15 protein-coding genes are annotated in these 15769 nt (G+C 54.3%); 4 read left to right on the forward strand and 11 right to left on the reverse strand.

Annotation, left to right across the window (positions count from 1 at the left end):
- Nucleotides 1-15: 15 nt before the first annotated feature.
- From R1T41_RS18805 to dapA, 3 genes are all read right to left on the reverse strand, one after another.
- Nucleotides 16-675: a sulfite oxidase-like oxidoreductase gene (locus tag R1T41_RS18805; RefSeq protein ID WP_317338537.1), complete on the reverse strand. Its 660-nt coding sequence runs from the start codon at nucleotides 673-675 to the stop codon at nucleotides 16-18.
- Nucleotides 676-794: 119 nt separating this feature from the next.
- Nucleotides 795-1271, reverse strand: a complete 477-nt coding sequence (gene smpB / locus R1T41_RS18810; RefSeq protein ID WP_007089481.1) for an SsrA-binding protein SmpB — start codon at nucleotides 1269-1271, stop codon at nucleotides 795-797.
- A 30-nt stretch (nucleotides 1272-1301) separates the two neighbouring features.
- Nucleotides 1302-2180: a 4-hydroxy-tetrahydrodipicolinate synthase gene (gene dapA / locus R1T41_RS18815; RefSeq protein WP_317338540.1), complete on the reverse strand. Its 879-nt coding sequence runs from the start codon at nucleotides 2178-2180 to the stop codon at nucleotides 1302-1304.
- A 209-nt stretch (nucleotides 2181-2389) separates the two neighbouring features.
- On the opposite strand from dapA, the gene R1T41_RS18820 reads away from it, so the two are divergent.
- Together R1T41_RS18820 and R1T41_RS18825 are read left to right on the forward strand one after the other, a co-directional pair.
- Nucleotides 2390-4432 carry a lytic transglycosylase domain-containing protein gene (locus tag R1T41_RS18820; protein ID WP_209221997.1) on the forward strand — a complete coding sequence of 681 codons (2043 nt, stop codon included), beginning with the start codon at nucleotides 2390-2392 and terminating at the stop codon, nucleotides 4430-4432.
- A 106-nt stretch (nucleotides 4433-4538) separates the two neighbouring features.
- Entirely contained in the window at nucleotides 4539-5237 is a 699-nt protein-coding gene (locus R1T41_RS18825; protein ID WP_062961490.1) for a haloacid dehalogenase type II, read from the forward strand.
- A 108-nt stretch (nucleotides 5238-5345) separates the two neighbouring features.
- Here the strand turns inward: R1T41_RS18825 and R1T41_RS18830 are convergent, their stop codons facing one another.
- Both R1T41_RS18830 and R1T41_RS18835 read right to left on the reverse strand, forming a co-directional pair.
- Complete coding sequence (locus R1T41_RS18830; protein WP_062948676.1) at nucleotides 5346-5804, reverse strand: polymer-forming cytoskeletal protein; 459 nt, start codon at nucleotides 5802-5804, stop codon at nucleotides 5346-5348.
- Complete coding sequence (locus R1T41_RS18835) at nucleotides 5764-7110, reverse strand: M23 family metallopeptidase (RefSeq protein WP_062961488.1); 1347 nt, start codon at nucleotides 7108-7110, stop codon at nucleotides 5764-5766. The genes R1T41_RS18830 and R1T41_RS18835 overlap by 41 nt, the downstream gene beginning before the upstream one ends.
- 226 nt (nucleotides 7111-7336) lie before the next feature.
- Between R1T41_RS18835 and R1T41_RS18840 the strand changes: the two genes are divergently transcribed.
- Nucleotides 7337-7819, forward strand: a complete 483-nt coding sequence (locus R1T41_RS18840) for a phosphatidylglycerophosphatase A (RefSeq protein ID WP_317338543.1) — start codon at nucleotides 7337-7339, stop codon at nucleotides 7817-7819.
- 5 nt (nucleotides 7820-7824) lie between these two features.
- Nucleotides 7825-8328: a CinA family protein gene (locus tag R1T41_RS18845; RefSeq protein ID WP_317338544.1), complete on the forward strand. Its 504-nt coding sequence runs from the start codon at nucleotides 7825-7827 to the stop codon at nucleotides 8326-8328.
- 42 nt (nucleotides 8329-8370) lie between these two features.
- Here R1T41_RS18845 and R1T41_RS18850 read toward each other — a convergent pair whose 3' ends face one another.
- The 6 genes from R1T41_RS18850 to pdhA form a co-directional block, all read right to left on the reverse strand.
- Entirely contained in the window at nucleotides 8371-8832 is a 462-nt protein-coding gene (locus tag R1T41_RS18850; protein WP_062948668.1) for a type II toxin-antitoxin system RatA family toxin, read from the reverse strand.
- Nucleotides 8833-8878: 46 nt separating this feature from the next.
- Entirely contained in the window at nucleotides 8879-9874 is a 996-nt protein-coding gene (gene lipA, locus R1T41_RS18855; RefSeq protein WP_062948666.1) for a lipoyl synthase, read from the reverse strand.
- Nucleotides 9875-9992: 118 nt separating this feature from the next.
- Nucleotides 9993-11390, reverse strand: a complete 1398-nt coding sequence (gene lpdA / locus R1T41_RS18860) for a dihydrolipoyl dehydrogenase (protein WP_317338546.1) — start codon at nucleotides 11388-11390, stop codon at nucleotides 9993-9995.
- 95 nt (nucleotides 11391-11485) lie between these two features.
- Entirely contained in the window at nucleotides 11486-12802 is a 1317-nt protein-coding gene (locus tag R1T41_RS18865; protein ID WP_297208228.1) for a pyruvate dehydrogenase complex dihydrolipoamide acetyltransferase, read from the reverse strand.
- A gap of 63 nt (nucleotides 12803-12865) precedes the next feature.
- Nucleotides 12866-14299, reverse strand: a complete 1434-nt coding sequence (locus tag R1T41_RS18870; RefSeq protein ID WP_114110123.1) for a pyruvate dehydrogenase complex E1 component subunit beta — start codon at nucleotides 14297-14299, stop codon at nucleotides 12866-12868.
- Nucleotides 14300-14352: 53 nt separating this feature from the next.
- Nucleotides 14353-15366: a pyruvate dehydrogenase (acetyl-transferring) E1 component subunit alpha gene (pdhA, locus tag R1T41_RS18875; RefSeq protein ID WP_062948658.1), complete on the reverse strand. Its 1014-nt coding sequence runs from the start codon at nucleotides 15364-15366 to the stop codon at nucleotides 14353-14355.
- Nucleotides 15367-15769: the final 403 nt, after the last annotated feature.

A 15769-nucleotide genomic window follows, 5' to 3' on the forward strand; every position in this document is an offset into this window, starting at 1 on the left:
AAAGTTCTGATTTTCCTAGCCATATCGCTCTTCCGTCCATGGATCGGCATTATTGTGATAGCCACGTACTTCCCAAAATCCGGGTTTGTCGGTTTTGGAAAATGTTATCTGCTTCACCCATTTGGCACTTTTCCAGAAATACAGCTTGGGGATGATCACGCGAACCGGGCCGCCATGTTCCTCGGTCAGTGGCGCATCTTCCCAATGATGGGCAAGTAAAACATCATCATCGAGAAACTGATCAATCCGCACATTGGTCGTATAACCGTCGTGGGCGGTGAAAAGTACATGACGGGCATCTGATGTCGGCTTTACCAGATCGGCAAGCGACAAGGCAGACACACCCTGCCAGTGATTGTCGTAACGCGACCAACTGGTAACACAATGAATATCGTTCTTTGCCATAAAGGGCGGTAGATCAAGCAACTGGCTGAAATCAAGCGTGACCGGGTTTTCAACCTCGCCGTCAATCGTCAGGCGAAACTCATCCGTTCCGACATGTGGCGTGATGCCAAGATCAAGCACCGGCCAGTCCTTGACCTCGCGCTGGCCGGGTGGCAGGCGGTTTTCATGGGCATGATCGGCCTGCCCCGTCAAAAGACGGCCGTTTTCCGCCCATTTCTGTTTCGCTTCGATCAGCTTTTGTTTGATCTTGCCACTGAAACCATCAGCCATTCATCATCCTCCCTGACCACATCATACGAAAAATGGCGCAGTCATGTTCACCATGTCTGCGCCATTTATGCATTCTATCGCCATTGGCAAGCAATACACATGCTTGCGAGGCAGGAAAGTTATCCGAAATCCCGCATGATCCGGGCCTTGTCACGCTGCCAGTCACGTTCCTTGACCGCTTCACGCTTGTCAGCCTTTTTCTTGCCTTCCGCGATCGCCAGTTCAAGTTTGGCGATGCCGCGGTCATTGAAATAAAGCTTTACCGGAACAAGGGTGAACCCCTTTTTGTTCAGGGCGTCGCTCATTTTCGTGATTTCACGTTTATGCAAAAGCAGTTTGCGCGGACGGCGTTCTTCATGGCCGAACGGCATCTTGCTTTGATATTCCGGGATATAGGCATTAATCAGCCAGATCTCGCCGTTCTTTTCTTCGGCATAGGATTCCTGAATGTTCCCCTTGCCGTCACGAAGCGATTTGACCTCGGTCCCGCGCAGGGCGACCCCGGCTTCAAAAGTTTCCGTCAGGAAAAAATCGAAACGGGCCCGCCTGTTTTGCGCGACGACCTTGTTATTGCTGTCTTCTTTTTTCGGTGCCATTACAACAACTTGTAGGCCGAAATTAATCCTTTAGGACAAAATTCCGGCAGTGCGCAGCGCGGTTTCGACACGCTGCTTGGATTCTTCGGTAATCTCGACCATCGGCAAACGCATGTGGCTGCCGCAAAGGCCAAGAAGCTCGGCTGCGTATTTGACCGGCCCCGGGCTGGTTTCGCAGAACATCGCCTTGTGAACCGGCAGAAGCCGATAATTCAACTCCTGAACCTTGGCGATGTTCCCGGCTGCCCATGCGGTATGCAATTCCGCGCAAAGCTTCGGTGCGATGTTGGACGTGACCGAAATGCAGCCATGACCACCCTGTGCCAGGAACGGAACGATGGTGCCATCTTCGCCCGATAGCTGGCAGAAATCCGCCCCTGCTGCCAAACGCGTCAATGCCGGACGTTCCAGATCGCTGGTCGCGTCTTTTACCCCGACGATGCGCGGCAGCTTCGAAAGCTGCGCCATCGTATCAACAGACATGTCCACGACCGAGCGGCCCGGAATGTTGTAGATCACGATCGGAATGTCGGTCGCGTCATGGATCGCCTTGTAATGCGCATAAAGACCGCGCTGACCGGGCTTGTTATAATAAGGCGTTACCACAAGTGCCGCATCCGCCCCGGCATTCTGGGCATGACGGGTCAACGAAATCGCCTCTGCGGTCGAATTTGAACCGGTTCCGGCAATAACCGGGCCACGGCCCTTGGCAACTTCAAGTGCCAGTTCAACAACGCGGTGGTGTTCCGCATGGCTCAAAGTCGGCGATTCACCTGTGGTTCCGACCGGCACAACACCGGTCGTGCCCTGTTTAAGCTGCCAATCCACAAACGACTGGAACGCTTTCTCATCGATTGCACCATCCTGTGTGAACGGTGTAATCAAAGCGGTAATCGAACCCTTAAACATCGATATCTCCAAATCTTATCGTGGATTGAAAGCGACGCGAAAATAGCGGCTGTTAAGGCATCCCGCAAGCGTCTGTATACATTAAAGCGCGCCTGGTTTGATCAAGGTTACTCTTTCCTCTCACGACCGATTGGCAATTGGCTGTTTCACTGCCATAATAAGGGTGTCTGGAGCGCATTACCTGCCGCAAGGCAAAAGGGGAAATTTAAATGGCGCATGCGTCTTTCCGTGGTGTTTCGATCTGCGCATTGGCACTCGGTGTAATCACTTTTCTGGCGCCGATTGGCGATAAGGCATATGCAGCAGGTCAGGATGAAAACATTCTGACAGAACTGCCGCCGTCACCGGCATTCTCATCTGTCAGCCGTGCGCGGCTTAATGTGTTTCTTGATGCGCTGGAAGACGGCCGCACAAAAACATTCGAAAAACTTCTTCCGAACTTTGATGACCCGCTGCTGCAAAAAGCCAGTGAATGGATGTGGCTGATCAGCCCGAATTCCGGTCGCAGCTTCGAAGAAATCACAAATTTCATTGATGCCAATCCGAAATGGCCCAGTCAGTCCCTGCTGCGACAGCGCGCCGAAGAAGCCATGACAGATGCCGTACCCAACGATGTGGTGCTGGCATGGTTCAAGCGGTCTGCGCCGGTTACCGCAGACGGTGCCACCCGGCAGATAAAGGCCCTCCTCGCGTCAGGCGAAACCGACGCTGCGACCACTTTGATCCGCAACAGTTGGGTACACGAGAATTTCGGAACCGGTCAGGAGAAACGTTTTCTGGATCGTTACGGCAAATATATCGATCAGGAAACCCATCAGCAGCGTCTTGACCGCCTTCTATGGGAAGGTCGCCTTGGCCCGGCGAGCCGCACTGAAAAATATGTCAGCAAAGATTATCTTTTGCTGGCCAAGGCACGTGCAGCCCTGCGGTCGCTCGACCCCGGTGTTGACGGCGCAATCAACCGTGTCCCAAAGAAATACCAGAACGATCCGGGCCTTATCTATGAACGCGTTCGCTGGCGCCGGATCAAGGACCGCGATCAGGAAGCACGTGATTTGCTGCTCTCGCAGGCCAATGACCTCGCCTATATATCGATCCGCCCGCAATACTGGTGGATCGAAAAGGCCATTCTGGCCCGTCGTGCCCTTCAGAAAGGCCACATTACCGATGCCTATCGTCTGGTTGCCAACCATGGCCAAAGCGATGCCGGTGATATTGCCGAAGCCGAATGGTTTGCCGGCTGGATCGCGCTGGAATTCCTGGGCGATGCGCGCATTGCCCTGACCCATTTCCAGAACCTGTATGACGTGGTGCAATACCCGATCAGCCAGGCGCGCGGCGCCTATTGGGCGGGTCGCGCCAATGATGCGATTGGTGACAAGGACAAGGCGCGTGAATGGTACAAACTTGCCGCCGACCATGCCCATACTTTCTATGGTCAGCTGGCAATTGACGCATTGGGCGTCAAACCAAGCTACTCTGTCGAACAACCGATCCCGACAGAACAGCAACGTGCCGATTTCGAATCACAGGAACTGACACAGGTAACCCGCAAGCTCGGCGAGATGGGCCTTGGCAATATCATTCGCCCGTTTGTCATGGCACTTGTCTATGCGCATGACGAACCCGAATATCTTGCAATGGCAACCGATCTTGCGCGCGAATACGGGCGTGCCGACCTTGCGATTATTGCCGCCAAGCGCAGCATCCGTACCGGCAGCGGCTATCTTGACGCAGCCTACCCCGTTCATGAACAGGTGCCCCTTGGTCATAATCCCGACCCGGCACTGGTTCATGCAATCATGCGTCAGGAAAGCCTGTTTAATCCCGAAGCCGTATCGTCTGCCGGGGCACGTGGTCTGATGCAGTTGATGCCAGCAACCGCAGAACGCATGGCCAAGGATCTTAAACTGGATTACGAAACATCACGCCTGACAAGTGACCCGGGATTTAACATCTCGCTCGGGCGGGAATATCTGACGCGCCTGCTGGACCGTTGGGATGGCGAGGAAATCCTGACCATCGCCAGCTATAACGCTGGTCCAAGCCGCGTTCGTCAGTGGATTGCCGAATATGGTGATCCGCGGGATGCAGATGTTGATCCCGTCGACTGGATTGAAATGATTCCCTATAGCGAAACACGCAATTACGTTCAGCGGGTTATGGAAGGCACCTATGTCTATCGCCGCCGCTTCGCACGTGATGAAATCGCCATGGGTCAACAGGAAGAAGCACCATCAGATTCCCAATGATCTTGTGGAACCGACCGCATAGAACGGCGTTAACTTGACGTTTGCGGTTTGGTAAAGATAACACCATATTTGATCGAACCCTGTCCGACAGATGAGGCCAGAGAAAATGTCAGAAAATGCACTTACGTCCTGCCGCGCATTCGTTTTCGATGCCTATGGTACCCTTTTCGATGTTGGATCGGCAGTGAACCGGTTCAAGGGAACGATTGGCGATGAAGCAGACCGGCTATCAAGCATCTGGCGCCAAAAGCAGCTTGAATATACGTGGTTGCGCAGTCTGATGGGTGACTTCACCGATTTCTGGAGCGTCACGGGCGACGCCCTTGATTACGCCATGGCAGCAATCGGCAAAAAAGACCCTGCCCTTCGGGCAAAGCTGATGGAAACCTATCTGTCGCTTGATACATTCCCCGAAGTCGTCGAAACACTGAAGACGCTTAAATCGCAGGGACATAAACTTGCGATCCTGTCAAATGGTGCCAAACATATGCTGATATCGGCGGCCAAATCGTCCGGTATTCTGGCACTGTTTGATCAGATCATCTGTGTCGACGACCTTAAAACCTACAAACCGCACCCCGATGTTTATCAGCTTGCCGTCGATCAGCTGGAACTTTCCCCGGCTGAAATATCGTTCCAGTCATCGAACGGCTGGGATATTGCCGGTGCCGGGCATTTCGGCTTCCGCACGGCATGGATCAACCGCACACAGCAACCGATGGAACGCCTGTCGCATAGCGCAGACGTGGTTCTAAAAGGGTTGGACGAATTGTTGCCCCTGGTCGCACAACCGGAAAAAGCATAAGCACCCGGACATAATCAGGTCGGATAAAGAAAACCCGGAAAAGCGATATACTGCTTTTCCGGTTTTTTCTTTTTGCTGGCATCGGTGAAAGATCACCAGCAGCGATGTTTATTGTTTGTGTTCTTTTTTCACGTTCGCCGCAACGATCTGGCCTGCCTGAATGACGGTAAGACCGCCCTCTTCAACGGCACCTTCGATACGACGGCAATGGCCTTCGATATGGGCGCCCGGCTCAATCGACAGACTTTCATGAAGAATATCACCCAGCATACGGGCTGTTTCTGCCAGTGAAACATCACGGGCGCGAACCTGGCCGGTGACGGAACCGCAGATACGGACTTTTTCGGCAACGATCTCGCCGCGCACTTCGCCATGCTGGCCTATAGTTAGATTGCGCGTGCGAATGTCGCCATTCACAAACCCGTCGACCTGAACGTCAGATTCAGAAATCAGGTCGCCAGTAACCCGAAGGTCGGAATTGATAATCGACAGGCCGCCTTTTTTCTCGGAAGCCGAATTATGGGAACTATTCGTTCCCTGCTGTGTCTTGCTCGTTTTTGAAAACATAATGTCCCGCCTCAATGAACTTGATGGGGTCTACCGGCTTGTCGTGAACCAGAACTTCATAGTGCACGTGGCTTCCGGTACTGCGGCCAGTACTTCCCATCAATGCGATTTTGCCCTTTAAATTCACTTCGTCGCCCTTCTTGACGAGGACCTTGTATAGATGTCCGAAACGGGTTCGAAGGCCGTCACCATGGTCAATTTCAACCATCTTCCCGTATTTTCCGCTCCATCCGGCGAACACCACCTTTCCGGGGGCCGTCGCGTGGATTGGTGTCTTCATGGGCCCGGCAAGATCAACACCGGAATGAAAAGCCCATTTGCCGTTGATCGGGTCCTTGCGCTTCCCAAAAGGACTGGAAAGGTAATAGGAATCCGCAGGTTCCCCCAACGGGGTTCTTTTAATTCGGTCATGCAGACTTACCAGCTGATCCATACGATCCCCGACGGCAAGTGCGGCATTCACAAACTGTTCGTCCTCGGGATGCTCGGGCTCGAACGCCACGAACGGTCCGCCAACACCACCGGCAACCTCGGCACTTCCCGGCGCCTGCGGCTTCATCGGCGGTGTTATGATCTCGTCAACCGTAAGACCGGTCATCTCAAGAACCGATTCCAGTTCCAGAATGGTGCTGTCTGCGGTTTCCGCCACGCGCTGCATCGCCTGCTTCTGGATGGTGTGCAGATCGGCAATACGCTGACGTGCTTCACCAAGTTCCGATTGCAGTTTTTTCGACCGCTGCATGGCCTGGTCACGTTCACGCATCACACGTGACATAACCGTTTCAACCGTTTCCAGTTCATCGCGCAGGGCAAGATTGCGGTTGGTAATACCGTCAATCTGGGTCTGCAGCGCGTTCATCTGGTTGTCCATTGATGTCCGCAACGCGGAAATCCGGACTTTTTCCTTTTCACTGACAGCCAGCTTCGAGGTGTAATCCTGAACCCGCGCCTGTAGCATCAAATTCTTTTCAGCCATCGACAGAAGATTGCGATGGGTATCTTCCATCTGTGACGTGATCTCGCCAAAGCGGCGCTGACTCTCCGTCACCCGGGCGATCAGTTGGTTGTAGGAAAGCTCACTACGAAACAGCTGTTCTTCGCGCGCGGCAAGCCGCTGGTCTAGATACCAGGAATAACCCGATACCCCGACCGACCATGTGATCGCAACCACCCCGATTGATGCCAGCATTAGCTGAGCGTATTTACCGAGACGTAGCTGGGAAACGGAATCATTGGATCGGATAAGTATCTGCCGATCCGGAAACCATTTTTCCAACAGGCGACGCGCGCGTTCCAACGCCGACATATTCAGTGTCTAACCCCTATTTGCCCAAAATTGCCCGTTCGATATGAAATCGACGCACAACCAGTTTTTTTTCAGACCCCGGCTGAATATCTATTTTCTTTACGCTACCTGTTAGCGCGAAGACAGGCAAGCACGTTAACACATCCTTAAAGGCAAAAAATTCATCTGCTTTGCACATCAATATGTTACTCAATGGTCTTCCGATACAATCACCAGCGTTCAAAACATGCGTTTATCCCAATTCATGCTGACCTGTGCCGCGACATGGTTTTACAGCGGACGAACCACCAAGGCCCCCGGCACGATGGGATCACTCGCCGCTGTTCCCGTTGGCTGGGCCATTGCCGTCTTTTTGGGATATCCGGCCCTTTTGGCCGGGATTGTCATTGTCTTTGTCGCCGGGATTCCGATTGCGCATAAATACAGCGAAATGATCGGTGTTCACGATCCGGGTGAAATTGTTATCGACGAGGTTGCGGGGCAATGGCTTTGCATTCTTGTTGTACCCCTGGGTAACGGGTTTGCCGATCTTGCCTGGCTTGCCACGGCTTTTGTCATGTTCAGGATTTTCGACATTCTGAAACCCTGGCCGATCCGCTGGATTGACCGCCGGATCAGTGGCGGTTTTGGCATCATGCTTGATGACATCCTTGCCGGTGTTTTTGGCATGATCATACTGATCGGCATTCGCTACTTCGCGGGAGTTTGACCCTCATGCAAATCGAACCGGACATACTTTCTGAGGCGGCAAAGCTGATTACCCTTTGCAAGGCAAAAGGCGAAATGATCGCAACCGCAGAATCCTGCACCGGTGGTTTGATTGCCGGTGGTTTAACCGCGGTTGATGGAAGTTCGTCGGTGGTTGATTGCGGCTTTGTGACCTATTCGAACGAAGCCAAGCACGGTCTGATTGGCGTTGCGCAGGAACTTCTGGACAAGCATGGCGCGGTATCGGAACCGGTCGCCATCGCAATGGCCAAAGGTGCTCTGGCCCGCGCACCATTGGCGACCATGGCGATTGCTGTTACCGGTATTGCCGGGCCGGGCGGTGGATCGGAAGAAAAACCGGTCGGACTTGTCCATCTTGCCTGTGCGGGGAACGATCGCCCTGCCCTGCATCGTCGCCGGGTTTATGATGGTGACCGGCATGCGGTGCGCAAGGCAACGATCCTCGAAGCCTATGACATGCTTTCCGAAATGGCCGGCAAATCGAAATAGGTCCGTACCGGAAAGTCAATTCCCGACACGAGCGCCATGAAATTACGAACCGGACGGTGTCGAGCTGTTCGGCTCGCCATAAACCTGATGGGCGCGGGTTTCAAATGCACCGACCATCAGTTTGACGGCCTCGTTGAACACAACCCCGATCATCTTCTGCAACAGGGCAGAACGGAATTCGAAATCGACAAAGAAGTCGAGCCACGTGCCACCATCCTCTGCCGGTTCAAACACCCAGTGATTGTTAAGGTACTTGAACGGTCCCTGGAGATACTCGACGTCGACCCGATCCGGGCGCTGCAGGGTGACTTTTGATGTGTATTTCTCGCGAAACATTTTGAAACCGATCACCAGATCGGCATGCAAGACATCCCCGTTACGCTTGCGCACACGCGATGCCACACACCATGGCAGGAATTCCGAATAGGAATCGATATCCGCGACGAGGTCAAACAGCTGTTCCGGCGTATAGGGCAGTTTCCTGCGCTCCGCATGCGTCGGCACCCTGATCTCCTTTGTCGTCGCGTGTATCGTCTGAAATGTGGCGGACTTATTGTGCCGCAGCGTTTGCCTGCATTCTGGCTTTGGCTTCATCCGCCGCAGCAAGCTTTCTTTCGCGTGCCTTACGCAGCTCTTCAAAGTCGCGGTCCGCGTGATAGCTGGAACGTGTCAACGGGGTTGCCGAAACCATCAGGAAGCCCTTGCCGCGTGCCATAGATGCATAATCCTTGAACTCGTCCGGGGTCACAAAGCGGTTGACCGGCTCGTGCTTAAGGGTTGGCTGCAAATACTGGCCAATCGTTAGAAAATCGACATCGGCAACGCGCAGATCATCCATGACCTGTGCCAGTTCATGGCGTTCCTCACCAAAACCAACCATCAGGCCGGATTTCGTAAAGATCGTCGGATCAATCTGTTTGACGCGATCGAGAATGCGCAGCGACTGGTAATAACGCGCGCCCGGACGGATCGAGGTATAAAGCCTGGGAACGGTTTCAAGGTTATGGTTGAAAACGTCCGGCCGTGCACGGGCCACAATTTCAACCGCACCGGGTTTATCGCGGAAGTCCGGCGTCAGAATTTCAATGGTCGTTTCCGGCGATTTATGACGGATCGCTTCGATCACGCGGGCAAAATGCGCTGCCCCGCCATCGGCAAGATCGTCACGGTCAACCGAGGTGATCACGACATGCTTAAGCGCCATGTCGGCAACCGCCATCGCAAGGTTTTCCGGCTCGAACGGGTCAAGAGCACCGGGCATCCCGGTCTTGACGTTGCAGAACGAACAGGCACGCGTGCAGGTATCCCCCATGATCATGAAGGATGCATGTTTCTTCTGCCAGCATTCGCCGATATTCGGGCAGGCTGCTTCTTCGCAGACGGTATGCAGATTAAGGCCACGCGCAAGTTCGCGCGTTTCCTGATACCCCTTCGAGGTTGGCGCCTTGACGCGAATCCATTCCGGCTTGCGTCCGGATGGACGATCCGGGCGTTTCTGCTTTTCCGGGTGACGAAGTGCTTGGGCTTCGTTGCGCGCCGTCGACATAGAGTTACCTCCGAAGGATTGGACGGGCGGCAATGTGCCGCCACGTCACGCATTTGTCAAACCGACAATCGTCCAAAACGGTCATACCGGGCATGTTCACCCGGTACGACGCAATATTCTAGAAGTGGATCGCACGCCCATAGGCGTCAAGGACCAACTCATGCATCATTTCCGACAGGGTCGGATGCGGGAACACCGTATGCATCAGATCTTCTTCCGTCGTTTCAAGACCCATGGCCACGACAAAGCCCTGAATAAGCTCGGTCACTTCCGCACCAACCATGTGCGCGCCAAGCAATTCACCGGTCTTGGCATCAAAAACGGTTTTGACCAGACCTTCGGCCTCGCCCAGTGCAACCGCCTTGCCATTTCCGATGAACGGGAATTTACCGACCTTGACGTCGTAACCGGCTTCCTTGGCCTTGGCTTCGGTCAGGCCGACACTTGCCACCTGCGGATGGCAATAGGTGCAACCCGGGATCTTGCGCGGATCAAGCGGATGAACGCCTTTGACACCGGCAATCTTTTCAACGCAGATCACACCTTCATGTTCTGCCTTGTGTGCCAGCATCGGCGGGCCAGCAACGTCACCAATGGCATAGATGCCCGGCTCTGCGGTTGCGGAATATTCATCCGTACCGATCACATTGCGATCAACCTTCACCTTGGTGGTTTCAAGGCCAAGATTTTCGGTATTACCGATCACACCAACCGCGGAAATCACCCGATCAACGGTCAATTCCTGTTTCTTGCCGTCTTTGGTTTCAATCGTAACGACAACATTGTCCGCATTGCGTTTAAGGTTTGCGACCTTGGCTTCGGTCAGGATTTTCATCCCGTCCTTGGTCATCATCTTCTGCGCAAGGGCGGCAACTTCCTTATCTTCTACAGGCATGATCTGCGACATGATCTCGACCACCGTCACATCCGCACCCATGGTGTGATAGAAGCTGGCAAATTCGATACCGATCGCGCCTGAACCAACAACCACAAGGCTTTTGGGCATCTTGTCAGGCGTCATCGCCTTTTTATAGTCCCATACCACCTTGCCATCGGCCTCAAGGCCCGGCAGGGACCGCGCCCGCGCACCGGTCGCAATGATATAATTCTTTGCGGTATAGGTACCGGCATCCTTGCCTTCGACATTGATCTTTTTCGGACCGTCGAATTTGGCTTCGCCATTGATCACGGTGACCTTGTTCTTCTTCAGAAGATGGCCGACACCGCCCGAAAGCTGCTTTGAAACACCACGCGAACGCTGAATGACCGCATCAATATCAAAAGACGGCTTTTCGCATGACAGACCGAATGACTTGGCATGCTGCATGTTGCGATAGACTTCTGCCGAACGCAGCAGGGCCTTGGTCGGGATGCAACCCCAGTTCAGACAGATACCGCCGAGATGTTCGCGTTCGACAACTGCGGTTTTCAGGCCGAGCTGTGCGGCACGAATGGCCGTGACATAGCCACCGGGACCCGCGCCAATAACGATTACGTCGAAATTGTTATCCGCCATCGTAAGATCTCCTTCGCCTGCCCGTTACCGGTTACAGGTCTTGAAATTCAAATGCTTGCGGGGACTGTTTAAAGTCCCCGCGCAATTTCCGAACCTCAGAGCAACATGCTCAGCGGATCTTCGATCAGCTTTTTGAATTCAGCCATGAATTCAGCACCGACCGCTCCATCGACCACACGATGGTCGACCGAAAGCGTGCAGCTCATGACGGTGGCGATTGCCAGTGCGCCGTCCTTGACGACCGCGCGCTGTTCACCGGCACCAACGGCCAGAATGCAGCCCTGCGGCGGGTTGATGATGGCGGAGAATTCCTTGATACCGAACATGCCAAGGTTGGAGACAGAGAATGTCCCGCCCTGGAATTCTTCCGGTTTCAGCTTGCCTTCGCGTGCCTTGCCAGCCAGCGCCTTCATCTCGGTCGAGATTTCGGCAAGCCCCTTGCCACCCGCATTGCGGATAACCGGGGTGATCAGGCCGCCATCAATGGCAACAGCAACCGAAATGTCCTGCTGCTTGCACTGCAGGATGGCTGCGTCGGTCCAGACCGCATTGGCTGCCGGTACGCGTTTCAGCGCAATGGATGCGGCACGAATGACGAAATCATTGACCGATACCTTAACGCCCTCGCCGGCTTTCTCGTTAAGCTGCTTGCGGGTCGCAAGCAGATTGTCGAGTTCGCAATCGACCGTCAGGTAGAAATGCGGAACCTGCTGTTTGGACTGCGTCAGGCGACGGGCAATAACCTTGCGCATCGAGCTGTTCGGGATTTCTTCGTATTCCGGAAGGCCGGTCAGATCCGGGTTCCAGCCAGACGCCGCCGGTGCCTGCGGGGTTGCCGCCGGTTTGTCGGCAGCGGGCGCCGAAGCAGCAGCTTTATCTGCCGGTTTGGACGACATCGCAGCCTCGACATCGCGTTTGACAACACGACCACGCGGCCCAGAGCCTTCTACCTTGCCAAGATCAACGCCTTCGTTCGCCGCAATACGCCGTGCAAGTGGGCTTGCCTTGACACGATCACCACCGGAAACCGGTGCGGCAGGTGCCTGACCTTTGGCCGGGGCGGCATCAGATTTCGACTCTTCTTCCTGTTTCGGCGCTTCCGCGGCCGGTGCAGCACCGCCAGTAGAGGCCGCAGACGTATCCGCACCGTCAAGCGCACTTGCATCTTCGCCTTCTTCAAGAAGAAGGGCGATAACCTCGTTCACGGCAACGCCTTCGCTGCCTTCGGAAACAAGGATTTTGCCGATTTTGCCTTCATCGACGGCTTCAACTTCCATCGTGGCTTTATCGGTTTCGATTTCGGCAATGACGTCACCCGATTCAACGGTGTCGCCTTCCTTGACAAGCCATTTCGCCAAGGTGCCTTCGGTCATGGTCGGCGACAGCGCCGGCATCAATATTTTAACAGGCATGAACGCAATCTCCCGGTAACGGGGCGGCGCGGGTTTGCCGCGCCCTGCCCCTGTCCGTTTTACTTAGCGATAGCAAACGGCCTTGGCCGCATCGACGATGTGTTGCTCCTGCGGAAGTGCAAGCACTTCGAGGTTGGCAGCATATGGCATCGGAACATCTTCACCGGTAACGCGCGCAACCGGCGCATCCAGATAATCGAACGCATGTTCCATGATGACCGATGCGATCTCGGCACCGATACCGGCAAAGTGCCAGCCTTCTTCACAGGTGACGATACGATTGGTTTTCATGACCGAACGAACGATGGTGTTCACATCCAGCGGACGAATGGTTCGCAGGTTGATCACCTCGGCCGAAATGCCCTGTTCTGCCAGTTGCTCGGCCGCTTTCAGTGCCTTGCCGACCATGATCGAGAAGGCAACGATGGTCACATCGGTACCTTCGCGTTCGATCTTTGCCTGGCCAATCGGCAGAACGAAATCATCATCATCAGGCACTTCGAAGCTCTGCCCGTAAAGAATTTCGTTTTCAAGGAAGACAACCGGGTTCGGGTCGCGGATGGCGGCCTTAAGCAGGCCTTTCGCATCGGCAGCCGACCACGGAGCGATCACCTTAAGACCCGGGCAATGTGCATACCAGGATGCATAGCACTGCGAGTGCTGTGCACCAACGCGTGCTGCCGCACCATTCGGACCACGGAAGACGATCGGGCAACCAAGCTGGCCGCCAGACATGTAAAGCGTCTTGGCCGCCGAGTTGATGATGTGGTCAATCGCCTGCATGGCGAAGTTGAAAGTCATGAATTCGACAACCGGCTTCAGCCCCATGAAGGCCGCACCCGTTGCCATCCCCGTGAAACCGTATTCGGTGATCGGGGTATCGACGACGCGTCTGTCACCGAATTCGTCAAGCAGTCCCTGGGTGACTTTATAAGCCCCCTGATACTGCGCGACTTCTTCGCCCATGACATAGACGTTTTCATCCGTGCGCATTTCTTCGGCCATCGCATCACGCAGGGCTTCACGAACGGTCTGCGTCTTGAACGAGGTATAAGTTTTCTCGTCCTGCGTGGCGTTCATAACGCTCATGGCGCGCGGGTCCTGTTCGGCCCGCTCAATTGCGCCGCTTGCAGCAACCGGTGCCGCATTTGCGCTGCTGGCCGGTGCCTTTTCTTCTTCCTTGGCTTCGGCCGGTGCGGCTTCGGCTTTCGGCGCAGAAGATGCCGAAACATTATCAAGGGCAGAAGCATCCTCGTCTTCTTCGAGGATATAGGCGATGACAGCATTCACCGCGACGTTCTCGGTTCCTTCGGCGATCACGATCTTGCCAATGGTTCCCTCGTCAACGGCCTCGACTTCCATCGTAGCCTTGTCGGTTTCAATTTCTGCAATCACGTCACCGGACGCGACAGTATCGCCTTCCTTGACGGTCCATTTGGCAAGAGTGCCTTCTGTCATGGTCGGCGACAGGGCCGGCATCAAAACTTCAATCGGCATTGTTCCCTCTCTCCCGGGAAATATCGGTCAAAAGCGGTTCGCGGATTTCGCGATCACGCGTCGATCAGAATATCTGTGAACAGTTCGGAAACATCCGGTTCCGGGCTGTTTTGCGCGAACTCCGCCGCTTTGGCGACTTCCGCTTTCACGTCTTTATCGATGTCCTTAAGACCTGCCTCGTCGATGATATTGCCATCGATCAGCAGCTTTTTGACCATATCGATCGGATCGTGCTCTTTGCGCATTTTGTCGAGCTCGTCCTTGGTACGATATTTCGCCGGGTCAGACATGGAATGACCGCGATAGCGATATGTCTTGAGCTCAAGGATGTACGGACCCTTGCCTTCGCGGCAATGCGCCACGGCGCGTTCCCCGGCTTCCTTGACCGCAAGAACATCCATACCGTCAACCTGTTCACCCGGAATGCCATAAGCCGCACCGCGCTGGTACAGATCGGGGCTGGCCGAGTGACGCTGTGCCGAGGTGCCCATGGCGTACTGGTTGTTCTCGATGCAATAGACCACCGGAAGCTTCCAGAGTGCCGCCATGTTGAATGACTCATAGACCTGCCCCTGGTTGACGGCACCGTCACCAAGATAGGTCAGGCAAACGCGATCCTGGCCGCGATATTTGTAGTTAAAGGCAATACCGGTACCAAGCGGCACCTGACCACCAACGATGCCGTGGCCGCCATAGAAATTCTTTTCCTTGGAGAACATGTGCATCGAGCCGCCCTTGCCGCGGGAATAACCGCCTTCACGGCCGGTCAGCTCTGCCATAACACCCGCCGGGTCCATGCCACATGCCAGCATGTGGCCGTGGTCACGGTAACTGGTGATAACACCATCATCACCCGTTACAGCAGCCTGCATGCCGACAACGACAGCTTCCTGCCCGATATAAAGATGGCAGAAGCCACCGATAAGACCCATGCCATAAAGCTGACCGGCTTTTTCTTCAAAGCGACGGATCAGCAGCATTTCACGGTAATATTTGAGGAGATCGTCACTGCTCGCCTGATTGTCGGCGCGCGTCGTGCCGCGTTTGCGTTTTGGTGTGGTCGCCATGTTTCCTCCCGGTGGATGGCTATCGCTTAAGCATCATGTATGAGTGCTTAATTCGGTACTGGACCACCGAAATGACTACCTAAAACCACGTGCAGAGGCAAGCAATCTAACCACCATTAAACTGTTGTTTTGCAACGCACAATCACAAATAAACCTGATATTGGTTAATTGATGATTTTTGGCAGATATACATAATTTCAGCATTTCCAGTGACTTGAGGAACCGGCTTCATCCCCGTTCATTCCAGCAGGTCACAAATGCTATGCTTTCCTGAAAAGAATATCACAGATCCGACACGTTTATTTCGCAACCGCCAGAAGACACAGGGGGTTGCATCTGTTTTATCTCAAGCTACCAAAAGGCAATACTGAACCAAAAGGCAGTTGAAACAACGTCATAACGG

The organism is Thalassospira lucentensis (assembly GCF_032921865.1).
GTDB classification, from domain to species: Bacteria; Pseudomonadota; Alphaproteobacteria; order Rhodospirillales; family Thalassospiraceae; genus Thalassospira; species Thalassospira lucentensis_A.